Here is a 23,698-nt window from a genome sequence, read left to right on the forward strand (position 1 = left end):
ATTATGGATCGTGGCAAGGTTCTGTTCCCCGGCGTTGTCGTCGCTGGCATGACCGCGATCACTGCACAGTGGTTGGCCGAACACTATGCAACGCCCGCAATGCTGCTGGCATTGCTGCTTGGGATCGCGCTGTCGTTTTTGGGTGAAGAAGGCAAAACGGTTGAAGGCATCGGCTTTTCCGCACGCACGCTTTTGCGGCTCGGCATCGCCTTTCTTGGCGCACGGATCAGCATGGAGTTGACGGCACAACTTGGCCTACCACTTGTTTTGCTGGTTGCCGGAGCCGTCGTGCTGACCATTGGCTTTGGTCTGCTCATTGGGCGGTTCTTTGGGTCCAAATGGCGGTTCTCTTTTCTGACGGCTGGATCGGTGGCGATCTGCGGCGCGTCAGCGGCACTCGCCATTGCGGCTATCCTGCCCAAGGACGAACGCTCCGAACAACGCCTGCTGTTTACAGTTATGGGCGTCACCGTTCTATCGACCATCGCGATGATCCTTTATCCGATCATCGTGAATATGCTGGGCTTGTCTGACCTTGCGGCAGGTGTGTTCTTGGGCGGCACCATCCATGACGTCGCTCAGGTGGTTGGCGCAGGCTTCTCCGTGTCCGAAAGCGTCGGTGACACCGCGACATTGGTAAAGCTGATCCGCGTGTCCATGCTGGCCCCGGTTGTTATCATTGCCGCGATCATCATTCGGTCTTTCGCCACACCAGATGAGGGCGGCGAGCGTCCACCTATCATCCCGCTATTCGTGGTCGGCTTTCTTGTTCTCGCAACGCTGAACTCATTCGGTATGATCCCACCTGCTTTGGCGGATCTGCTCTCCGAGACCTCGCGTTGGCTCCTGCTGACTGCAATCGCGGCTGTGGGCATGAAAACTAACCTAAAAAAGGTTCTGGCAGTAGGTGGATCGGCCATCGCCCTGATCATCGTCCAGACCATTTTCATTGCAACCATCATCCTATCCGGGGTTTACTTCCTCACCTGATAGCCGCCCGAAAGGTACGCCATATGTCACTTGATCAACCACAGCTGGATACATCGCCTCAAGTCTCAGACGAAGTGCGCAAAACGACCTGTTACATGTGTGCCTGCCGCTGCGGGATCAACGTGCATATGAAGGACGGCAAGGTCGCGTATATCGAAGGCAACAAGGATCATCCAGTGAACCAAGGTGTGCTTTGTGCCAAAGGTAGCGCTGGCATCATGCAGCACAATGCGCCTTCGCGGCTGCGGGCGCCGCTTAAGCGGGTCGGTCCACGTGGATCAGGCGAGTTTGAAGAAATCACGTGGGAAGAAGCGTTGACCATGGCGACAGGCTTGCTTGCGCCAATCCGGGAAAAGCACCCTGAAAAACTGGCGTTTTTTACAGGACGCGATCAATCGCAGTCTTTCACCGGTTTCTGGGCGCAAGGGTTCGGCACACCAAACTTTGCCGCCCACGGGGGCTTTTGTTCCGTGAACATGGCCGCTGCGGGTATCTACACGATGGGTGGCGCCTTTTGGGAATTCGGCCAGCCTGATTGGGACCGCACCAAGCTTTTCATGCTCTTCGGCGTGGCCGAAGACCACGACAGCAACCCGATTAAGATGGGCATCGGCAAGATCAAAGCACGCGGCGCGCGCATGGTCGGCGTGAACCCGATCCGTACCGGATATAATGCCGTCGCTGATGACTGGGTCGGCATAACGCCCGGCACCGACGGTCTGTTCATCCTCGCGATGGTGCACTGCCTGATGAAGGCCGGCAAGGTTGATCTGGACTATCTGGCGCGCTTCACCAACGCCTCGGTTCTGATCAACGAAGACCCCAAGTCCGAACAGTTCGGCCTGTTTCTGCGCGACGACGACGGCCAACCGCAGGTCATCGACAGGAACACAGGTCAGCTTGCCCCATGGAACGGCCAAGGCGTTGAACCCGATCTGGCAGCGACCTACCGCGCCAAAGGCATCACCCACCGCCCTGTCTTTCACCAAATGGCAGACCGCTATCTGTCAGACGAATACGCACCCGAAGCCGTAGCCGACCGCTGCGGCATCCCTGCCCAGCGCATTCGCGCATTGGCCGCTGATCTGGCGCGTGTCGCATTCGACGAAGCCATCGAACTGGACCGCCCCTGGACCGACTTCCGTGGTAAGAAACACGAAAAAATGGTCGGGCGTCCGGTCAGCTTTCACGCTATGCGCGGCATCTCGGCCCATTCCAACGGCTTCCAGACCTGCCGGGCACTGCACACGTTGCAAATCATCCTCGGCTCGGTCGAAGTGCCCGGCGGTATGCGCTTCAAACCACCCTACCCCAAGCCTGCAACGGCGCACCCCAAGCCGCACGGCAAAGTCACACCCGGTGCTGCCCTCGACGGCCCGCATCTAGGCTACACGCATGGGCCCGAAGACCTGTTGCTCGACGAAGAGGGCAACCCCACCCGCATCGACAAAGCGTACTCGTGGGAAAACCCAATGTCAGCCCACGGGCTGATGCATATGGTGATCTCAAACGCGCATGCAGGCGTGCCCTACAAGATCGACACGCTGTTTATGTATATGGCGAATATGTCGTGGAACTCGTCCATGAACGTGGGCGGCGTGCATAAGATGCTGACGGATAAGGATGAAGACGGGAACTATGTCATCCCCAACATCATCTATTCCGATGCCTATTCGTCGGAAATGGTGGCTTACGCCGATCTGATCCTGCCCGACACGACCTATCTGGAACGGCACGACTGTATCTCGCTGCTCGACCGCCCCATCTGCGAAGCGGACGCGGTGGCCGATGCGATCCGCTGGCCGGTTGTGGAACCTGATCGTGATGTGCGCGGCTTCCAATCGGTGCTGTGCGATCTTGGCGCGCGCCTTGGCATGCCCGGTTTCGTCAACGAAGACGGCAGCCAGAAATACCAGGATTACGCCGACTACATCACCAACCACATCCGCCGCCCCGGTGTGGGTCCGTTGGCCGGGTTCCGCAAAGGCGAGGACGGCCCCCAAGGCGGACGCGGCGACGTGAATCCGAACCAAATCCAAGACTACATCGACAATGGTGGTTTCTGGATCGAACACGTCCCCGAAAACGCAGCCTTCTACAAACCATTCAGCATGGATTACCAAAACTGGGCGGTGAAGATGGGTTTCTACGATGTAGTCCAACCCTATATCTTTCAGCTCTATGTCGAACCACTACGCAAATTCCAGGCGGCCGCCGAAGGTATCGGTGAACGCCAACCGCCCGAACACCTGCGCGAGCGGCTGAAGCTGACAATGGACCCGCTGCCGATCTGGTACGGCGCGCTAGAGGATGACGGCGTTGATCTGGATGAATACCCCGTCCACGCGCTGACCCAGCGCCCGATGGCGATGTATCACTCTTGGGGCACGCAAAACGTATGGCTGCGACAAATCCACGGTCACAACCCCCTGTATGTGCCCACCAAGATCTGGGAAGAGAAGGGGTTTCAGGATGGGGATTGGGCCAAGGTCAGCTCGACCCACGGTTCAATCGTCGTGCCGGTCGCGCACCAAGCCTCGCTGAACGCCAACACAGTCTGGACATGGAACGCCATCGGCAAGCGCAAAGGCGCATGGGCGCTGGACGAAGGCGCGTCCGAGGCCACGAAAGGCTTCCTGCTCAACCACCTGATCCATGAATTGCTGCCGCCTAAAGGGGACGGATTACGTTGGGCAAACTCCGATCCGGTCACCGGTCAAGCGGCTTGGTTCGATCTGCGGGTGAAGATTGAAAAATCCGACGTGCCGAACGAGGCCCAACCCGCAATGCCAGCAATCAAGTCACCTGTCGGAAAAGGCCCGAATGAGTTGGAATGGAAGGTAGGCAAATGACCAATCGCCAAGTCCTGATGCTGATTGCCGCATTCGTCACGCTCATTTTGGGGAGTTTCATTTGGTTCATCGCCACATGGGACGCCGCCAAAGAACAACCTATTGGCATGCAAATGCCAACATACATCGAAGGGGCCACAGTATGACCCAACTCCCTCCACCCTCCGCCAAAAAGCTGGGACTGGTTATTGACCTTGATACATGCGTCGGCTGTCACGCCTGTGTGGTGTCCTGCAAAGGCTGGAACACCGAAAACTACGGCGCACCTTTGTCGGATCAGGACGCATACGGCGCCAACCCATCAGGCACATTCCTGAACCGGGTGCATTCCTACGAGGTGCAGCCAGACCAAGGCGAAGCCCAACTCATCCATTTCCCCAAATCCTGTTTGCACTGCGAAGACGCGCCTTGTGTGACCGTCTGCCCGACAGGCGCCAGCTACAAGCGGGCGGAAGATGGGATCGTCTTGGTCAACGAAAGCGACTGCATCGGTTGCGGCCTTTGCGCCTGGGCCTGCCCCTACGGCGCGCGCGAATTGGACGCCAAAGAAGGGGTGATGAAGAAGTGCACCCTTTGCGTGGACCGCATCTATAACGAAAACCTGCCCGAAGAAGACCGCCAGCCTGCTTGTGTGCGGACCTGCCCCGCAGGTGCACGGCACTTTGGTGATCTGGGGGACGAAAACAGTGACGTGTCCAAACTGGTCGCCGAACGTGGTGGGTTTGATCTGATGCCGGAACAAGGCACCAAGCCGGTCAACAAATACCTGCCACCGCGCCCCAAGGACGAGATGCCCGAATTCGACATCCTCGCACCCTACCTTGAGCCGATTGCCAGCGACGGTAAAGGCTTCGTCGGCTGGCTCGACAAGGCGCTGTCATCTCTGCCCGGAGGAGCCAAATAATGCATCCCGCAGCTTCCGTTATTCTTTTCAACACGTTCTCCGGCCTCGGCTTTGGTCTGTTGTTCTGGCTGGGCATGGGCGCGCTGGTGCCGACAGGCACAAGCGCATTCATCTGGTTCGCCATTGCCTATGTCTTGGCGGTTGGCGGCCTGATCGCCTCTACTTTCCATCTCGGCCACCCCGAACGCGCGATCAAAGCCTTTAGCCAATGGAAAACCAGTTGGCTCAGCCGCGAAGGTATCTGCGCCGTTTTTGCATTGGTCATGATGGCAGTTTACGGCGCTGGATTGGTGTTTGCCGGAACACAGCTTGCACTGCTTGGCATCATCGGTGGCATTGCATCCCTTGGCGTCGTTTTCACGACCTCCATGATCTATGCTCAGATGAAGACCGTACCCCGTTGGCGACATTGGACCACACCAGCGATGTATCTGCTCTTGTCCATTGGCGGCGGCGCATTGTTGTCCGGCCAGGTCAGGATCGCTGCAGTCTTGTTTATTGCCAGCGGTATCTTGCAAATCTTCGCTTGGGCCTCGGGCGATACACGTTTCAAATCCTCTGGCACCAATATGGAAACCGCCACCGGCCTTGGTCACATCGGCAAAGTCCGCGCGTTCGAACCACCTCATACCGGTACGAACTACCTGATGCGCGAATTCATCCATCAGGTCGGGCGTAAACATGCGGATCAGTTACGGATCATTACAATCGGTCTGGCATTTGTCCTGCCCGTCGTGCTGCTGCTCTTGCCGTTCAGTCACACTTTGGCGGCGCTGGCAGTACTGAGCCACATCGCAGGGGTGCTAACTTTGCGCTGGCTCTTCTTCGCGCAGGCAGAACATGTGGTCGGTCTTTACTACGGCAAGCGCTGAACGAACAAAGGCCCGCAATTTTGCGGGCCTTTCATTTATCAATCAAACTTAACTCAGGTCCGAATGCGCATCTCTGTTTCCGCGTCAAACAGATAGATCCGGCTTGCGTCAATCTCGATCCCGACCTTTGCACCCTCTTCGCTGCGTACGTCGCCACGTTCTTCAACCACGATGCGCTCTCCGGTAGCACCGGCGAGGTAAGCAAAGGATACACCACCAAGGCTCTCTGTCATTTCGACCGTGTGCGTATCACCTGCCGGGTTAATCGTGATGTGCTCAGGACGGGCACCAACGCTCAGCGCTTTGCCTTCATAGGCTGCGTTGATCATACCCTCATATGAAGCAGCAAGGCCGGGTGCTACGACCGCCCCGTCTTTGGCACTGCCATTCACAAAGTTCATCGCCGGTGAGCCGATAAAGCCCGCCACAAATTTGTTGTCGGGATCACGGTAGAGGTCCATCGGCGCGCCGACTTGTTCAATCACACCCAAACGCAGCACGACGATCTTGTCGGCCAAGGTCATCGCCTCGACCTGATCGTGGGTCACGTAGATCATCGTCGCCCCGATTTCCTTGTGCAGACGCGCGATCTCGACGCGCATCTCGACACGCAGTTCAGCATCTAGATTTGAAAGGGGTTCGTCGAACAGGAAAACCTCAGGTCCACGCACAATCGCACGGCCAATAGACACACGCTGGCGCTGACCACCGGACAAAGCGGCTGGCTTACGGTCAAGATACGGTTCAAGCTTTAGAATGCGGGTAGCCTCAGCGACCTTTTCCTCGATCTCAGACTTCGGGTGGCCGTTCATCTTGAGGCCGAACCCCATGTTATCTTTAACGGTCATATGCGGGTAAAGCGCATAGGTCTGGAACACCATCGCCACGCCACGCTGCGACGGATCCATGCGGGTGACATCGCGATCACCGATATGCATCGCACCTTCGGTTGTTTCCTCAAGACCCGCGACCATCCGCAACAGCGTGGATTTACCACAACCTGACGGCCCGACGAAAACGCAAAACTCACCATCTGCGATTTCCAAATCGACGCCATGAATGACTTGCACGTCGCCATAGCGCTTGATGACCTTATTCAGCGTGACACCTGACATGGCTTAAATCCCCGTTGTTTCTTTTGTTTGGTAGTCCGGAAAGCTCCAGTTTTGGGCATCCCGCGTAATCTTATGCGCCGTCTCTTTCAGGATCGGCACAAACGCCTCTAATCCAGCAAGGTTCGTGCGGCGCGTCGTGCTGGTTACAGACAAAGCACCCAGCACCCGACCTGTTTCGGTGAGAATCGGCATGGCGACACAAATAATGCCAGGTTCATGTTCTTCACGATCAAACCCGTATCCGTTCTGGCGAATGTCCGCCAACTCGGCGCGCAACGCGTCTGCACAATCCAGCGTGTGTTCTGTAAAGACGTGAAAGGACTGTTGTTCGATAACAGCGTCTGCGCTGGCTTCATCGAGAAAGGCCAGCATCACCTTACCAACGCCCGTGCAGTACGCAGGCCCAACTTTGCCGGCTTGGCTATACATCACAACCGGGTGCCCGGAATTGCGTTTGTCGATGTAAAGGACCTGCGCATTATCCAATTGGGCCAAGTGGACTGTCTCGCCCACAGCCGCACTGAGCGCGTCGATGTGTGGGCGGGCCACAGGGGCCAATGTGGATTGCTCCCAAGCTGCATGTGCCAGCCGCACCAAACGCACGCCGGGACTATATGTCTGGCGGTCCGGGTCATAGGCCAGCATTTGCTGGTTGGTCAGCGTCTGGACGAACCGGTAAAGGGTGGGCTTGGGGAATGAGGACTCTGACAGCAACTCACTGAACCTCACAGGTCGCCCAAAAGCTGCCACCTGATCAAGCACTTCAAGTGCCTTTCCGACTGTGCCGTCACCGGTCACGCGTCCCATCAATCCTCCCTCATCTCAATCGCGCTTTTGACACCGGTCTCCTCACCGGTGCAGCTTTGAGATGTTGACAAGGCTAGCCGAGTCGCGGTTTAGTATCAACATCCAAAACTAAGTTTCAAATAATGAGACAATTATTGAAACGGCGTTTTATACGAGGAAGCATACTGGGAGGAAACCATGCATTCCATTTTGAAGACGTCGCTCGCGGCGTTGGTTGCTGCTGGCGTTACAGCGTCATCCGCTGCTGCTGATGGCCACGCGCTGTCCGGCGAGTTGAATATCATCTCTGACATGTCGAACCCTGCGCCGCGCGCAGTGATGGAAGGCCTTGCAGAAGACTTTGGTGCGCTGCACCCCGGACTTGAGGTTAATCTGACAATCGTTGACCGCGAAGCATGGAAAACACAAATCCGCAACGCGTTGGGCGCAAACCCACCGGACGTTGTGAACTGGTATGCAGCCAACCGTATGCGTCCTTATGTTGATGCTGGTCTGTTTGCTGACATCTCTGACCTGTGGGCCGAGCCGGAATTCGAAGCGCTGGCATCCACCAAAGGTGCGATGACACTCGACGGAGCACAGTGGGGTGTACCTTACACGTATTACCAGTGGGGCGTTTACTACCGCAAAGACATCTTCGACCAGTACGGCCTGTCTGAGCCATCCAACTGGGAAGAAGAGTTGGCAAACTGCCAGACTCTGCTCGACAATGGTGTGAAGTGCTACACCATCGGCACCAAGTTTCTTTGGACGGCTGGCGGCTGGTTTGACTACATCAACTCGCGCACAAACGGCTATGATTTCCACATCGCACTGGCCCGTGGCGAAGTTGAATGGACAGACGACCGCGTGCGTCAGACATTCGCCAACTGGCGTCAGCTGATCGACATGGGCGCGTTCATTGATGATCACCAGACATACAGCTGGCAGGAAGCGCTGCCTTTCATGGTCAACGGCGAAGCGGCATCATACCTGATGGGTAACTTTGCGGTTGCCGCGATGCGTGATGGTGGCCTGACCGATGACCAGTTGGACTTCTACCAGTTCCCGGTCATCAACCCAGATGTTGATTTCGCGGAAGACGCGCCAACAGATACGTTCCACATCCCATCGGGCGCGCAGAACATGGACGCCGCGAAAGAGTTCTTGCGGTTTGTCACATCTGCTGAAGTCCAGACCGAGATCAACAGCGGTGCGGGCCTTGGCCAGCTGCCTGTAAATGCGAATGCATCAATCGACGATGACAAGTTCCTTGCGCAGGGTTTCGACATGCTGTCGAACAACGCAGGCGGCGGCATCATGCAGTTCTTTGATCGCGACTTTGAAGCTGAAATGGCCTCTGTCGGCATGGAAGGCCTACAGGAATTCATGGTGTTCCCAGACAATCTGGACGACATTCTTGAGCGTCTCGAAGAGACACGTCAGCGTATCTACCAGTAAGCTAAAGGGTAAGGTGGGTTCAAACCCACCTTACTTACCCAACACAGCCTATCCGCAAATCTGATCTTAGATTTCCGCATGTGCTGTCCGCAGGGGAGACAATTCCATGGCAACCGCCGCACCAAACCGAGGCTGGTATAAACGCAACGAGATCGCGATTACGCCGTGGCTTTTCCTGCTGCCTGCGATGATCTTCTTCGCGGTCTATGTGATCATTCCAATTGGACAGTCGTTCTGGATTTCGCTCCACGAATGGGACGGTTTGGGTGACAAAACATGGGTTGGCACGGCGAACTACGAACGCCTGCTCGGCTGGGGCGATGCCAACATCGACCGCAAGTTTGAGACATCGTTCTGGAACAACATCAAGTGGCTGGTGCTATATCTGCTGGCGATCCCCGCAGGTCTGTTCATCGCGCTTTTCCTGAACCAAACAGTCACAGGCATCCGTTTTTACAAATCAATGTTCTTCTTCCCCTTTGTGATCAGCCAAGTCGTTGTTGGTCTGGTCTTCAGCTGGTTCTACCTGCCACGCGAGGGCCTGTTGAACGCGGTATTGGGCTTTTTTGGTGCAGGCCCGGTGAATATCCTTGGCGATCCTACACTTGCCACATACGGCATCATCGCTGCAGGCCTCTGGCCGCAGACGGCATATTGTATGATCTTGTACCTGACCGGGCTGAACGCCGTTGATCCTGAACAGGTTGAGGCTGCGCGCCTTGATGGCGCAAAGGGTCACAAAATGCTGTGGTACGTGATCCTGCCGCAGCTTAAGCCCGCAACCTTCATCGCCTTTGTCGTGACAATCATCGGCGCGCTGCGGTCCTTTGACCTGATCAGCGTTATGACCAACGGAGGACCGTTCGGATCAACGCGGGTACTGTCGTTCTATATGTTCGAGGAATCGCTTTCAGAATTCGGGTTCCGCATGGGCTTTGGCGCGGCCATTGCGGTGGTCTTGTTCTTCATCATGCTCGGGTTCATCGCCTACTTCCTTTACTCCATGTACCGTGACGAAAAGGGAGCGCACTGATGTTTCCAACCCCGCTCGCAAAGACGTCACGCCAGTGGCAGATCTCTTACCAAGTGCTTTTGCCCATTATGCTGATCGTCTGGCTGTTACCGCTGATCGCGGTTGCCAATTTCTCGATCAAACCAGAGGCTGATTTCGTTAACGGCAACTATTGGGGTATCCCAAGCAGTTTCTCGGCGTTTGAGAACTACGGCAAAGTCTTCTTTGAATCGAACATGCCGCGCTATCTGTGGAATTCGCTGTTTATCACCATTCCGACGGTGATCGGTGCCGTCGCGCTATCCTGCATGGCTGGTTTCGCGCTGGGAGTGTACAAGTTCAAAGGGAACCTGCTGATTTTCTTCATCTTTATTGCAGGCAACTTTGTGCCATTCCAAATTCTGATGGTGCCAGTACGCGACCTGACTGTGAACCTGAACCTGTACGACACAAAGACCGGTCTGGTGCTGTTCCACATCGCCTTCCAAACCGGGTTCTGTACGCTTTTCATGCGTAACTTTATCCGCGCACTGCCCTTCCCCTTGATCGAAGCGGCCCGGGTCGAAGGCATCGCTGAGTGGAAGATCTTCCTCTATGTCGTCCTACCTTTGATGAAGCCTGCGCTGGCCGCCTTGGCTGTGCTGATCTTTACCTTCATCTGGAACGACTATTTCTGGGCTGTGGTCCTGACCCAAGGGCCAGACGCACAACCTGTTACTGCCGGGATCACCGAGTTCAACTCGCAGTTCCGCGCCGCCTATCACCTGATGAGCGCAGGCTCTATCGTGGCAGCCCTGCCACCTGTGGCCATGTTCTTTTTGATGCAGAAACACTTTATCGCGGGCCTCACCCTCGGAGCTGTAAAGTAAACCACCATGAACCGAACCTATCGTATCGACGATGGCCGTCAGACACTTGTTCTGGCGGCCCGAAATGACCGTCTGCCCGAAGTTGTCTATTGGGGGGCTTTGCTGCCAGCTGACGAAAATCTCGACACGCTGCATGCAGCCCACGCGATTGACGTGACCGGCGGAATGCTGGACGAAAATCCCGACCTGTCGATCTGTCCAGAGGCGACGCGGAGCTTTCCCGGTCAGCCCGGTCTGATTGTACGGGACAGCGATGGTACGCCGCTTCTGCCAAAGTTTTGTTTTGCAGATGCAGTGCAAAAAGATGACCTTTTGTACCTCGCCTACTGGGATAAAGAAAATCGCATTGGTCTGAAGTTTGCCTTCAAGAGCGACGATGAAACTCACGTCATTGCTTGTGAAACACATCTAGATGCGACCCGCCCCGTACACCTGCACTGGCTCGCAGCCCCCGTCCTACCGGGACCGCAGCAGTCGGATGAGATGATCGACGTTTCAGGCCGTTGGTGTGGCGAATTCCAACTGTCGCGCACCGCCTGGGCGCCCGGCATGCGTTACCGTGAAAACCGCACAGGACGCACAGGGCACGAACATTTTCCCGGCTTGATCGTCCCCTGCCGGGGTGCAACTAACACCGAAGGTGAGGCGTACGCGTTCCACTATGGCTGGTCGGGCGGCCACAAGATGATCGCCGAAGAGCTGCAAGACGGTCGCCGCCAGATCCAATGGGGACACGCCGCCCGGATGGAGACAGAAGCGGCGACCCAGTTCAAAACTGCACCGCTTTATATCGTCTACTCAGATACCGGCCTGAATGGCTGCGCCGTGGCCTTCCAACGCCATCTGCGCGACCGCATCGTCACTTGGCCCAAACCAAATGCGCCCCGCCCCGTGCATTATAACTGTTGGGAAGCCGTCTATTTCGACCATAAACTGCCTGTTCTGCAAGACATCGCAGACCGCGCCGCCGCCCTTGGCGCAGAACGCTTTGTGTTGGACGATGGCTGGTTCGGCAACCGCGACGACGACACACGCAGCCTGTCGGATTGGACAGTCGATCCGCGCAAATACCCCGATGGCCTGCACCCGTTGATCGAACATGTGCATGGGCTGGATATGACATTCGGCATCTGGTTCGAACCCGAGATGATCAACGAAGACAGCGACATCCACCGCGCAAACCCGCATTGGGTGTTTGGCGCCGAAGATCAGACGCTGGGACGCCAACAAAAGGCGCTCAACATGGCGCTGCCTGAAGTGCGTGATTTCCTTTATGAGCGTATGTCGGCGATCCTGCGCGACCATCATATCGACTATATCAAGTGGGACCATAACCGCGTTTTGCCTATGCCAGACGCATCGCAAACGCGCGGGTCTTATGCGCTCATCGACCGCCTGCGGGCGGAGTTCCCGCTTGTCGAAGTCGAAAGCTGCGCTTCCGGCGGCGGGCGCATCGACTTTGGCATCCTGCAACGTACCCAGCGGGTCTGGTTGTCAGACAGCAACGACGCGCTTGAGCGGCTGCGCATCCAGCATGATGCAGCCCTTTTCCTACCGCTTTCGGTCACCGGCAGCCACGTTGGTCCGCGTCATTGCCACACATCCGGGCGCACCCTCGATATCTCGTTCCGCGCCTGGGTTGCGGCGCAGCGCCATATGGGTTTTGAGATGGATCCGCGCGAGTTGGATGAAACCGAAGCAGCCGTGTTGACCGAGGTGACAAGCTGGTGGAAGCACAACCGAAATTGGATGCAGACCGCCGATATCCTGCGGCTTGATAGCGCCGATCCTGCGGTGATCGCCGAACAGCAGCTGGCCCGCGACAAAAACCGCTTTGTGGTCTTTGCAGGCAAGGCTGCGACCAGTGCGCAGATCGCACCACGCCCCTTGCGCCTGACCGGGCTGGAACCAACGGCGACGTACCGGATCAACCTGACGAACCGGAACACGCTGCACCGGCTTTCACGCGGCACTACGGCGTTGAAGACTGACGCGCTGGAAGTCTCAGGCGCGTACCTCATGCGGCACGGTGTGACACTGCCGTGGTCCTTCCCGGAACGCATGTGGGTGCTGGAAGGCACGCGGCTATGAACGCGACTTTCCATGATATCAAAGGTGCATCAGTGTTTATCACCGGCGGAGGCAATGGCATCGGTGCCGCACTGACTGATGGGTTCATCGCACAGGGGGCAAAGGTCGCCTTCGTCGGGCGCTCTGATGCAACCGCGTTCGCCAATGAGATGGCGGATAAGCATGGCACTCGCCCGCTTTTCATCCAATGCGACATCACCGATACAAGCGCGCTCCAAGCCGCAATAGATCAGGCCGTTGCCGCCCACGGACCGCTGCGCGCACTGGTGAACAACGCCGCCAACGATATGCGCTATGACGCATCAGAGGTTGATGAAGCGACATGGGATAGCCAGCAAGCTGTTAATCTGAAAGCCTACTTCTTTGCATGCCAGAAAGCGGCAGAGGTGATGGGGGCCAATGGGTCAATCATCAATTACTCATCCATCACCTATATGATGGGGGCATCGGGTATGGTGCCTTATGTGACCGCTAATGCTGGCATTATGGGAATGACGCGGGCTCTGGCGCGCGAGTGGGGACCAAAAGGCATACGCGTGAATGCGATAGCGCCAGGGTGGGTCTTTACCGAAAAGCAGGAAACCAAATGGGCCACGCCAGAAAGCAAGGCGGCATTTCTACAAAAACAGTGCCTGCAAGCATTCATCCAGCCACAGGATATGGTCGGTGGAACCCTGTTTCTCGCGTCCACTGCATCCGCTATGATGACAGGGCAAACGATGGTCATTGATGCAGGCGTGGTAGGAACAGGATGACGGACCCAAAGATCAAAACCGATTGGGTCGCCGTCGATTGGGGTACCAGCAACATGCGCGCCTGGGCCATGTCGGCATCAGACACAGTTCTGGCTGAGGCGACATCGGATCAGGGCATGGGTAAGCTTACCCGTGATAGGTTCGAGCCTGCGCTGCTGGCCGCGATTGGTGACTGGATTAGCGGACCGACGACAGTGGTTGCCTGTGGTATGGTCGGATCACGACAAGGCTGGGTCGAAGCGCCCTATGCCACTGTCCCTTGCGGCATTTTACCAACCGACCTCGTGCAAGCACCGACCACACACCCTGACCTGACGGTCCATGTGATCCCCGGGATCAAACAAACGAACCCCGCCGACGTCATGCGCGGCGAAGAGACCCAGATCAGCGGTTTTCTGGCCCGCAATCCCGGCTGGGATGGGGTGATCTGCCTGCCGGGCACCCATACCAAGTGGGTCCACATCAGCGCGGATGAGGTTGTCAGCTTTCAAACCTTCATGACCGGAGAACTCTTCGACACCATCGCCAAACAAACTGTCCTGCGCCATTCGATTGCGACCAATGGCTGGGATGATGATGCCTTCGCCGAAGGTTTGGATATGGGGCTGTCCCGGCCTGAACGCATTGCGGCCCGGCTGTTCTCACTGCGTGCAAACGGACTGTTGAACGATATGCCCGGCACGGCGGCGCGCGCGCAACTGTCGGGCCTTTTGATAGGTGTCGAACTGGCAGCGGCAAAGCCGTATTGGCTGGGCCAGAGAATCGCCGTCATCGGTAGCAGCGGCTTGTCAAAACTCTATGTCGATGCGCTCGCAACACAAGCGGCACCTGCAACCCAGGTCAACGCATCAACGATCACGCTTGCCGGTCTGACCGCCGCCTACAAGCGTCTGAAAGGATAAATCATGGACCGCCCTTTGATCGCCATTCTACGCGGTGTGACCCCAAGTGAGGCTGCACCAATCGCCGCTGCCTTGATTGACACAGGGATCACGAAAATCGAGGTGCCCCTCAACTCTCCTGACCCTTTCGACAGCATCAAGGCGATGGCAGATGCATATGGGCGCGATGCGCTCATTGGGGCGGGCACGGTTTTGTCCACCGACGATGTTGGTCGCGTCGCGCAGGCGGGCGGAAAACTGGTGGTATCGCCCAACTGCGACCAGAGGGTCATTGTGGCCACAAAAACCGCAGGCATGCAAAGCTGGCCTGGCGTCATGACACCGACCGAATGCTTTGCCGCCCTCAAAGCCGGTGCTGACGGGCTAAAGATCTTTCCCGCCAGCTTGCTTGGCCCCGATGGCATCAAAGCAATTCGGGCCGTTTTACCCAAAGGCACGCAGGTCTACGCCGTAGGCGGTGCTGGCGCGGATAACTTCGCCAAATGGATGGCCGCCAGCGCGGATGGATTTGGTATTGGCTCTGCGCTTTACAAGCCGGGGCTGTCGGTCGCCGAGGTGACGGCGCGCGCCCGCGACATTGTCGCCGCCTATGATGCGGCGGCAGCATGATTTACGACGAAACCCAATGCCAGCTTGGCGAAGGGCCCCTGTGGCACCCATTGCGCAAGCAGCTGTTTTGGTTCGATATCCTGGGTAAGCGGCTACACACCAAGGGCCAGCACTGGCAGTTTGACGATTATGTCAGCGCGGCCGGTTGGACCTCTGAGACGACGCTGATGATCGCGACCAGCAATGCGCTGCGCCACTTCGATATCACCACCGGCGAACACCATGTCATCACCCCGCTTGAGGCTGACAACACAGTCACCCGGTCCAATGATGGGCGCGCCGATCCGCAAGGTGGTTTTTGGATCGGCACAATGGGGATCGAAGCCGAGGAAGGCGCGGGCGCGATCTATCGCTACTACAAGGGCGAATTACGCAAGCTTTTCGCCCCGATCACGATCTCGAACGCGATATGCTTTGCCCCGGACGGCAAGACCGCCTATTTCACCGATACACCAACACAAATGATCATGCGCGCAGCCCTTGACGATGATGGGTGGCCCAAGGGCGAACCTCATCTGCACATCGACCTGCGCGGCACGGACTTCCGACCCGATGGCGCGGTTGTCGATGCTGCGGGTAATTTGTGGAACGCGCAATGGGGTGTGGGGCGGGTTGCCGGATACGATCCCGCCGGTGCTTTCATCGAAAGCTATAGCTTTGCAGCCAAGCAAACATCTTGCCCGGCATTTGGCGGCGATAACTTCAGCACGCTCTATTGCACAAGCGCCGCCGTCGGCCTTGAAGGTCCAGATCAGGGCAAGACTTTCGCCGCCAAAACACACTACATTGGTCAGGCAGAACATCGGGTCATTCTTTAAGTCCCTCACGCCATCATCCTGACCAAAGAAACGCAAGAGATCTCGCCCATGAAACGCACACTTGGTGTCTGTTATTATCCTGAACACTGGCCCCAAGATAAGTGGGCCAGCGATGCCGCCCAAATGGTCGCTACCGGACTAACTTGGGTCAGGATCGGTGAGTTCGGGTGGAGCCGGATGGAACCGTCACCAGAGACATTCACTTGGGATTGGCTGGATCACGCGATTGAAGTGCTGGGCGGCGCAGGGTTAAAAGTCATCCTTGGCACACCGACAGCCACGCCACCTCGCTGGATGATCGACAAGCATCCCGACATGCTCGCAGTGGATGCCGAAGGACGCCCCCGCAAATTTGGCTCGCGCCGTCATTATGATTTCAGCCATCTGGGTTATCGTGACGAATGTCGGAGGATCGCCCGGCTAATGGGGGAACGCTATGGCGCAAACCCCCATATCGCCGCCTGGCAGATCGACAACGAATACGATTGCCACGATACCACGCTCAGCTATTCAGACGCAGCGCGGCGTGGATTTCAGGACTGGCTGGCACAAAAATATCAGTCAACCGACGCGCTGAACCGGGCTTGGGGCAATGTGTTCTGGTCGATGGAATATGACAGCTTTGACCAGATTGATCTGCCCAACCTGACCGTGACGGAACCGAACCATCCGCATCAGCTGGCGTTCCGCCGCTACAGCTCTGATCAGGTTGTGGCTTTCAACAAGGTGCAGGCAGATGTGCTGCGCCGCCACACCAAGGCCCCGCTGATCCACAACTACATGGGTCGGATCACCACGTTTGATCATTGGAAGGTCGGGCAAGACCTCGATATCGCGTCATGGGACAGTTACCCTATTGGCTTTCTGTCTGATCGGCTTGAGGGCAGCCCAGCATTCAAGCATGCATTTCTGCGCCAGGGTCACCCCGATATGCAAGCCTTTCACCACGACCTTTATCGCGCGGTGGGAAAAGGCCGGATGTGGGTCATGGAACAGCAGCCCGGTCCGGTGAACTGGGCCCCTTACAACCCCGCCCCGCTACCCGGCATGGCGCGGCTTTGGGCGTGGGAGGCTTTCGCGCATGGGGCTGAAACGGTCTGCTATTTCCGTTGGCGACAGGCCCCCTTTGCCCAAGAGCAGATGCATGCAGGGCTTTTGCGGCCCGACAGCGCGCCAGCCCCTGCACTGGACGAGGCCCGTCAGGTTGCCGATGAAATCGAGACGCTTGCAGAGGTAGGCACTGCGCCTTCACCGGCCGCGCTCGTTTTCGATTACGAAAGCGCATGGGCTTGGGATGCCCAACCCCAAGGGGCTGATTTTGAAATGTTCCGCCTTGCATTTGCCGCCTACTGCGCCCTGCGGCGGGCGGGTTTGAACGTGGATATCCTGCCGCCTGAAACGGCTGATCTGTCGGCCTACAGACTGGTCATGGCACCGGGGATTATGAAGCTTTCTGATCCAATGCGAGAGGCACTTGCCAGCTTCAAAGGGATCGCGTTGATCGGCCCGCGGACAGATACAAAAACGGACGAACTGAGCATCCCCACACCGCTTGGCCCCAACCTGCCTGGTGCCGATATCAGCGTTAGCCTGACCGAAAGCATGCCCCCCGATGACGCCATTGCGCTGGAAGGCGGTGGGACATTTGCGCATTGGTTTGAACATCTGGAAGGCAGCGCCGAGGTACACGTCCGCACGACAGCAGGGCATCCCGCGATCATGGGTACAGCGCATTTGCGCTATCTGGCGGGCTGGCCAGATGATGCGACCTTTGATCAGATCATCGCCGATGCTTGCGGTGAACTTGACCTCAAAACCCAACAATTGCCCGACGGACTGCGTATCCGTGACACCGCCACCCATCGTTTCGTCTTCAACTACGCCAATCACCCGACTGACTGGCACGGCACAACGATCCCCGCTGCTGGCGTGCATTGGGAGCCGCTATCGTGATCCACTTTGGAACAACGCAGAACGGTGAAGACGTCCAAAAGATCACACTTGCCGCTGGCGATCTGACGGTGCAACTGCTCACATGGGGGGCTGTTGTTCAAGACGTGCAATTGGCGGGCGCAGACAGGTCACTGACGCTGGGGTCCGATCAACTCTCTGATTATGAAGGGGACATGCGCCATCACGGGGCACTGATAGGCCCCGTCGCCAACCGGATCAGCAACGCGCGGGTCAGGTTAGACGGCATGATGTATGAGCTGGAGCGCAATCAGGATGGGCGGATCCACCTGCACTCAGGCGCGCAGGCGACACATCTGCAAGTCTGGGATGTGGTTGAGGTCACGCCCAGTGCCGCCACCCTTGCCATCACGTTGCCCGACGGCATGTGTGGGCTGCCGGGCACTCGGAAAATTACCGCAAGGTTTGAGATCACTGCCCCTGCGACCCTGACAATGACCGTTCATGGCACGACCGATGCCACCACGCTGATGAACTTCGCCAACCATAGCTATTGGAACCTTGACGGCAGCGAGACATATGACGGGCACCGGCTGTGGATCGCCGCAGATCGCTATCTGCCCTGCATGCAGGATGACTATCCCACAGGCGAAATTGTTGACGTGACAGGGACCGACATGGATTTTCGCGCAGAGCGCGAAATCACCGTGAACAGGCCGCCCTTTGACAACAACTTTTGTTTGTCCGACACAGACCAACCACTACGGGATGTACTTACGCTTACAGGCGGCAGCGGCGTTCAGATGACGATGGGAACGACGGCGACCGGTATTCAGGTATATGATGCGCGTGACGCACAGCGCCCCGGCAAAACCCGCTATGAAGGTTTGGCGATTGAGGCTCAGGCGTGGCCTGATGCACCTAACAATGCAGCGTTTCCGTCAATCAAAGTCACCCCTGACGCGCCTTACAGCCAGACAACCCAGTGGCGGTTTCAGGCCTAGCTGCCGCGATAGGTGGAAAAGCTGAAAGGTGAGACCAGCAATGGGACGTGATAGTGCGATGATGGATCATTGATCCCAAAGCGCAGCGGAATTTCATCCAGAAAGCTGATGTCTTCTTGGCGCCCAAAATACGCACCTGCCTGAAAAACCAGCTCGTAGCGTCCCACGGCAAAATCGGCCGCTGGCAGAATAGGACTGTCCGTCCGCCCATCATCATTTGTCACCATCCGCACAAGGTGAGTCCGGCCATCGCCCTCCAGCCGATAAAGATCAATCTGCATCCCGGCGGCAGGCAATCCGCTGGCCGTATCCAGAACATGCGTCGTTAAAAATCCGCTCATCTCGCCCCCGCTATTTTCACCACGAACATTCAGGATATTGCGCACGATGTCACGCAGCTTTTCAATGATTTCGTCGCGGGTATAATCGCACGGCATTGCCGCGCTTTGCTGTCGCACCCCCCGTGACCTATGCCGCAGCGCAGCTACATGAGCGGCAACGATTGAAACGAGGCAAGTCATGGAACTTGAAACACTGCTTTTGTCCCGCATCCAATTTGCGGCAAACATTTCTTTCCACATCCTTTTCCCAACGATCACGATCGCATTGGGCTGGGTGCTGCTGTTCTTCAAACTGCGCTACAACCGCACCGGCGAAGAGCGCTGGATGGAAGCCTATCGCTTCTGGGTGAAAATCTTTGCCCTGTCCTTCGCGATGGGCGTCGTTTCAGGTATCACCATGTCGTTCCAGTTCGGCACCAACTGGCCGGGCTTCATGGAAAAAGTGGGCAATATCGCGGGGCCATTGCTGGCCTACGAGATCATGACCGCGTTCTTCCTCGAAGCTGTCTTTCTTGGCATCATGCTGTTTGGCTTCAGCCGCGTGCCCAACTGGGTGCACACGCTGGCGACCTTCCTTGTAGCGTTTGGCACCATGATGTCGGCCTTCTGGATCATCGTGCTGAATTCATGGATGCATACACCCCAAGGTTTTGAGATGATTGACGGTGTGGCCCATGCAACCGATTGGTCCGCAATCATTTTCAACCCGTCTATGCCATACCGCTTTACGCATATGGTACTGGCCAGCTTCTTGACCGTCAGCTTCCTGATCGCAGGTGTCAGCGCATTCCGCTGGCTGATCGGCGGACGCACCGAAGGTGTGCGGGTGGCGATGAAAACCGCGATTATTGCGGCTGCTGTGCTGATCCCAATACAGATCCTCGTCGGTGATTTTCATGGACTGAACACAAAAGAATATCAGCCTGCGAAAGTCGCAGCGATGGAAGGCAACTGGGAAACCGGTACCGGTGTTCCGCTGATCCTGTTTGCAATCCCGGATGAAGAAGCACGTGAAAACCGCTTTGAGATTGGCATCCCCAAGCTGGCGTCCTTCATTCTGACCCATGACTGGAACGGCGAAGTCCAAGGTTTGAACGACTTCGTCACCGAGGACGGCGAGGTGCTGCACCCACGCGTATCCCCGGTCTTCTGGTCGTTCCGCGTCATGGTGGGCACAGGTTTGCTGATGCTGCTGGTCAGTTGGACCGCGACCTACATGATTCTGCGCCGCAAGCGCGGGATCGAGGGACTGCCGAAACCGATGCTCTACGGCTTGGTTGGGATGAGTTTCAGCGGATGGCTGGCCACTCTCGCTGGCTGGTACACAACCGAGATTGGTCGCCAACCTTGGCTTGTTCACGGTGTCATGACAACTAAAGAAGCGGTCGCCGATGTGCCTGCGCCGTTGGTTCTGTCAACACTGATTGCTTACCTTTTGGTTTATGCAGCACTGCTTGCGGCCTATATCTTTGTCATCTTCTATCTGGCACGCAAGACAGCGCGGGGCGAAAGCATTGGCACTTCGATTGCACCGTCACCGGCTTCGGTCCCTAAAGCCATGCCAGCGGAGTAGCACCATGTATTACTTTGGCGATCCTACCATATGGCTACCCTTCGTCTTTGCGGGGCTCATGGGCGTATCCATCCTGATCTACGTTGTACTCGATGGTTTTGACCTTGGGGTCGGCGTCCTTTTTCCCTTTGCCGAGGAGGATGAAAAAGACCGGATGATTGCATCCATCGGGCCATTCTGGGACGCAAATGAAACATGGCTGGTTCTGGCTGTCGGCCTTTTGCTGGTGGCGTTCCCATCAGCGCACGGCGCGATCCTGACGGCGCTCTATCTGCCGGTCGCGATCATGCTGATCGGATTGATCCTGCGCGGCGTCGCATTCGAATTTCGCGCCAAGGCTCCCGCCCCGCATAAACGCCTGTGGAACAATGCGTTCTTTATCGGCTCTCTTATGACGTCACTCAGCCAAGGCTTTATGCTGGGCATGTATGTGATGGGGCTGGAATGGACATGGCTGAACTTCGCGTTCGCACTGCTGACAGCGGTGTTTCTGACCGTTGGCTACAGTTTTATCGGCGCGACTTGGGTCATCCACAAAACATCGGACGCATTGCAAATCAAGGCCGTCGAGTGGGCCAAGGGCGGTATCTGGGGGCTGGTGCTGGGGATTGGTGCAATCTCACTTGCTACCCCATTCGTCAGCACCCGGATCTTTGACAAATGGTTCAGCTTTCCCGAGGCACTTTATCTCTCGCCGCTCCCAATTCTATCCGCTTTGCTGGTTTTCTGGCTCTGGTCGATGCTGCGCAAAATGCCCTACGCCGATGACCGCAGATCGTGGCAGCCATTTGCGGCGGCGACAGCACTTTGGGTGATGGCCTTCGGCGGGATGGCCTATAGCTTCTACCCCTATGTGGTGCCCGAACAGATCACGATTTATGAGGCCGCCAGCGCGCCCGAAAGCCTGTTCATCATTCTGATCGGGACTTGTATCGTCCTGCCGACAATTATGGGATATACAGTGTTGTCCTATGTGATCTTCCGCGGAAAGGCGACGGAACTGCGCTATGACTAAAGTAGGGTGGGTCAAGACCCACCTTACGCTTGGCGCGGTGGTCGCACGTAAGATGGGTTTTAACCCATCTCACCAGCAGAATCGGTTTGACACCCCAGCCCCCATTGCGTAATCGGTCGCTCGTGGTAAGGCGCGGTAGCTCAGTTGGTTAGAGCGAACGACTCATAATCGTTAGGTCGGGAGTTCAAATCTCCCCCACGCCACCACCACTCTCATTCCGGGTTAGCTGATGGGGATACGCAAGCTGTTGGCCCGACTTTGGGCGTTTGCTGCGCAAGCCACCCTGAGTGCGGGAGTTCAAATCTCCCCCACGCCACCACCACTTCCACGATCCCGCATTTGTCGCTAACGTTTGTGCGAACGAACAGGGATGCATCATGACAGTTCTCGACCAAATCACGGCTGCGATTGGCGCGGCGCATGTCCTGACAGGGGCAGATGCCGCCCCCTATGGCAAAGACTGGACAGGGGCCTACACATCGATCCCTTTGGCCGTTTTGCGCCCTGCAAACACGGCCGAGGTTGCCTCCGTTCTCAAAATTGCGAATGAAACCAAAACACCGGTCGTCCCTGCATCTGGACGCACGGGGCTGACCGGTGCGACTTTGGCCGAAGGCGCGCTTATGCTGTCGGTCGAACGCCTGAACGACATCTCTGAAATCAACGTCGCCGGGCGCACTGCGACCGTTGGCGCTGGTGTCATCCTGTCCAACCTGCATGATGCGGCGGACGTGCACGACCTGATCTTTCCGCTGACCCTTGGCGCGCGCGGTTCGGCGATGATCGGCGGGCTTTTATCTACCAACGCTGGCGGGTCAAATGTCGTGCGTTATGGCAGCACCAAGGGGCTGTGTCTGGGGTTGGAAGTCGTCATGGCCGACGGGCGCATCATGAACCTGATGAGCGCGCTGCACAAAGACAACTCTGGCCTTGATCTACGCAATCTGGTGATTGGGGCGGAAGGTACGCTGGGGGTTATTACCGCAGCTGTCCTCAAGCTGCGCCCAAAACCAAAAGCCTATGCCACTGCGATGGTTGCTGTACCTGCGTTGCCTGACGCACTGGCATTGCTGCACAGGCTCCAAGACGAAACCGGCGGTGGTGTTGAAGCATTCGAGTATATGCCGCGCAGCTACATCGACAAACACAAGCAGCTGTTCCCGAATACCCAGCCACCATTCGCCGAAAGCTATGACGTCAACATCATGATCGAAGTCGCAGCAACCCAGAACAAGGACGCGATCCCCGGCCCTGACGGCAGCCTACCTGTCGTCAGTTCGCTGGAAGAAATCCTTGGCGGCATGCTGGAGGACGGCACCGTGCTTGACGCCGTGATCGCACAAAACGAAGCGCAACGGCGCGACATCTGGAAGCGACGTGAAGATGCAGGCGAAGTGGCCTTCTTTGGTGGTGTTTTCGTGAATACCGATGTCGCAGTCCCGCTCGACAAGGTTGAGGTGTTTGAAAAAGCGCTGACGCCGCGCATCAAGGCGATTGATCCAGACGCGAGTGAAGTCATCGTGGCCCACCTTGGCGACGGGAACATTCACCACACCAGCTATATCAGTCGGAACGATCCCGCAGTTATGGACGCGTTGGTTGAAGCCGTCGAGGACGTCGTGCAGGAACTCGGCGGATCGTTCAGCGCAGAGCACGGCATCGGTGTGTCAAAACTTGAGACAATGAAGCGGCGCAAGGACCCGGTGGCGTTGGACGCGATGCGCGCGATTAAGGCCGCATTAGATCCGAACAATATCCTGAACCCCGGCAAGGTCATTCCAAGCGCCTGAGCAAGAAAATTCTCGAATTTTCTTGCGG

General features: G+C 57.0%; 21 protein-coding genes and 1 tRNA gene. 19 read left to right on the top strand and 3 right to left on the bottom strand.

What is annotated here, in order from left to right:
- The first annotated feature begins 3 nt into the window (after positions 1-3).
- From MWU60_RS13310 to MWU60_RS13330, 5 genes are read left to right on the top strand one after another with little or no spacing between them, the layout of a single operon-like run.
- Complete coding sequence (locus tag MWU60_RS13310) at positions 4-990, top strand: putative sulfate exporter family transporter (protein ID WP_247228020.1); 987 nt, start codon at positions 4-6, stop codon at positions 988-990.
- Positions 991-1,013: 23 nt separating this feature from the next.
- Entirely contained in the window at positions 1,014-3,842 is a 2,829-nt protein-coding gene (locus MWU60_RS13315; protein WP_247227858.1) for a molybdopterin oxidoreductase family protein, read from the top strand.
- Entirely contained in the window at positions 3,839-3,988 is a 150-nt protein-coding gene (locus MWU60_RS13320) for a hypothetical protein (protein ID WP_247227859.1), read from the top strand. Before MWU60_RS13315 ends, MWU60_RS13320 begins: the two co-directional genes overlap by 4 nt.
- The gene (locus tag MWU60_RS13325; protein ID WP_247227860.1) at positions 3,985-4,746 is read left to right on the top strand and encodes a 4Fe-4S dicluster domain-containing protein; all 762 of its coding nucleotides are present in this window, start codon (positions 3,985-3,987) and stop codon (positions 4,744-4,746) included. Before MWU60_RS13320 ends, MWU60_RS13325 begins: the two co-directional genes overlap by 4 nt.
- Entirely contained in the window at positions 4,746-5,618 is an 873-nt protein-coding gene (locus MWU60_RS13330; RefSeq protein WP_247227861.1) for a DmsC/YnfH family molybdoenzyme membrane anchor subunit, read from the top strand. Before MWU60_RS13325 ends, MWU60_RS13330 begins: the two co-directional genes overlap by 1 nt.
- A 53-nt stretch (positions 5,619-5,671) precedes the next feature.
- Here MWU60_RS13330 and ugpC read toward each other — a convergent pair whose 3' ends face one another.
- Both ugpC and MWU60_RS13340 read right to left on the bottom strand, forming a co-directional pair.
- Positions 5,672-6,733 carry a sn-glycerol-3-phosphate ABC transporter ATP-binding protein UgpC gene (ugpC, locus tag MWU60_RS13335; protein ID WP_247227862.1) on the bottom strand — a complete coding sequence of 354 codons (1,062 nt, stop codon included), beginning with the start codon at positions 6,731-6,733 and terminating at the stop codon, positions 5,672-5,674.
- Positions 6,734-6,736: 3 nt separating this feature from the next.
- Entirely contained in the window at positions 6,737-7,531 is a 795-nt protein-coding gene (locus MWU60_RS13340) for an IclR family transcriptional regulator (protein ID WP_247228021.1), read from the bottom strand.
- Between the two features lie 186 nt (positions 7,532-7,717).
- Here MWU60_RS13340 and MWU60_RS13345 point away from each other — a divergent pair, with 186 nt between their 5' ends.
- The 10 genes from MWU60_RS13345 (at position 7,718) to MWU60_RS13390 (ending at position 18,951) form a co-directional block, all read left to right on the top strand.
- Positions 7,718-8,980 (top strand): ABC transporter substrate-binding protein, encoded by a 1,263-nt coding sequence (locus tag MWU60_RS13345; RefSeq protein WP_247227863.1) that lies wholly within the window; start codon positions 7,718-7,720, stop codon positions 8,978-8,980.
- 106 nt (positions 8,981-9,086) lie between these two features.
- Entirely contained in the window at positions 9,087-10,013 is a 927-nt protein-coding gene (locus MWU60_RS13350; protein WP_247227864.1) for a sugar ABC transporter permease, read from the top strand.
- A complete protein-coding gene (locus tag MWU60_RS13355) occupies positions 10,013-10,861 on the top strand; it encodes a carbohydrate ABC transporter permease (RefSeq protein ID WP_247227865.1) in 849 nt (282 codons plus the stop codon). Before MWU60_RS13350 ends, MWU60_RS13355 begins: the two co-directional genes overlap by 1 nt.
- 6 nt (positions 10,862-10,867) lie before the next feature.
- A complete protein-coding gene (locus tag MWU60_RS13360) occupies positions 10,868-12,952 on the top strand; it encodes an alpha-galactosidase (protein ID WP_247227866.1) in 2,085 nt (694 codons plus the stop codon).
- On the top strand, positions 12,949-13,707 hold the full coding sequence (locus MWU60_RS13365) for an SDR family oxidoreductase (protein WP_247227867.1): 759 nt from the start codon (positions 12,949-12,951) through the stop codon (positions 13,705-13,707). Before MWU60_RS13360 ends, MWU60_RS13365 begins: the two co-directional genes overlap by 4 nt.
- Positions 13,704-14,609, top strand: coding sequence for a 2-dehydro-3-deoxygalactonokinase (locus tag MWU60_RS13370; RefSeq protein WP_247227868.1), 906 nt, complete (start codon positions 13,704-13,706; stop codon positions 14,607-14,609). Before MWU60_RS13365 ends, MWU60_RS13370 begins: the two co-directional genes overlap by 4 nt.
- A gap of 3 nt (positions 14,610-14,612) precedes the next feature.
- Positions 14,613-15,218, top strand: coding sequence for a 2-dehydro-3-deoxy-6-phosphogalactonate aldolase (locus MWU60_RS13375; protein WP_247227869.1), 606 nt, complete (start codon positions 14,613-14,615; stop codon positions 15,216-15,218).
- On the top strand, positions 15,215-16,036 hold the full coding sequence (locus MWU60_RS13380) for an SMP-30/gluconolactonase/LRE family protein (RefSeq protein WP_247227870.1): 822 nt from the start codon (positions 15,215-15,217) through the stop codon (positions 16,034-16,036). Before MWU60_RS13375 ends, MWU60_RS13380 begins: the two co-directional genes overlap by 4 nt.
- A 48-nt stretch (positions 16,037-16,084) precedes the next feature.
- The gene (locus tag MWU60_RS13385; protein WP_247227871.1) at positions 16,085-17,989 is read left to right on the top strand and encodes a beta-galactosidase; all 1,905 of its coding nucleotides are present in this window, start codon (positions 16,085-16,087) and stop codon (positions 17,987-17,989) included.
- Complete coding sequence (locus tag MWU60_RS13390; RefSeq protein ID WP_247227872.1) at positions 17,971-18,951, top strand: aldose epimerase family protein; 981 nt, start codon at positions 17,971-17,973, stop codon at positions 18,949-18,951. The genes MWU60_RS13385 and MWU60_RS13390 overlap by 19 nt, the downstream gene beginning before the upstream one ends.
- Here MWU60_RS13390 and uraH read toward each other — a convergent pair.
- Positions 18,948-19,292 (bottom strand): hydroxyisourate hydrolase, encoded by a 345-nt coding sequence (gene uraH, locus MWU60_RS13395; RefSeq protein ID WP_247228022.1) that lies wholly within the window; start codon positions 19,290-19,292, stop codon positions 18,948-18,950. The genes MWU60_RS13390 and uraH overlap by 4 nt on opposite strands.
- 178 nt (positions 19,293-19,470) lie before the next feature.
- Between uraH and MWU60_RS13400 the strand changes: the two genes are divergently transcribed.
- From MWU60_RS13400 to MWU60_RS13415, 4 genes are all read left to right on the top strand, one after another.
- The gene (locus MWU60_RS13400; protein ID WP_247227873.1) at positions 19,471-20,865 is read left to right on the top strand and encodes a cytochrome ubiquinol oxidase subunit I; all 1,395 of its coding nucleotides are present in this window, start codon (positions 19,471-19,473) and stop codon (positions 20,863-20,865) included.
- Between the two features lie 4 nt (positions 20,866-20,869).
- Positions 20,870-21,880 carry a cytochrome d ubiquinol oxidase subunit II gene (locus tag MWU60_RS13405; RefSeq protein WP_247227874.1) on the top strand — a complete coding sequence of 337 codons (1,011 nt, stop codon included), beginning with the start codon at positions 20,870-20,872 and terminating at the stop codon, positions 21,878-21,880.
- A 129-nt stretch (positions 21,881-22,009) separates the two neighbouring features.
- A tRNA-Met gene (locus MWU60_RS13410) sits at positions 22,010-22,086 on the top strand.
- Between the two features lie 171 nt (positions 22,087-22,257).
- Positions 22,258-23,670, top strand: a complete 1,413-nt coding sequence (locus tag MWU60_RS13415) for an FAD-binding oxidoreductase (protein WP_247227875.1) — start codon at positions 22,258-22,260, stop codon at positions 23,668-23,670.
- Positions 23,671-23,698 lie beyond the last annotated feature (28 nt).

Origin of the sequence: Yoonia sp. F2084L (assembly GCF_023015625.1) — a bacterium.
GTDB lineage: Bacteria > Pseudomonadota > Alphaproteobacteria > Rhodobacterales > Rhodobacteraceae > Yoonia.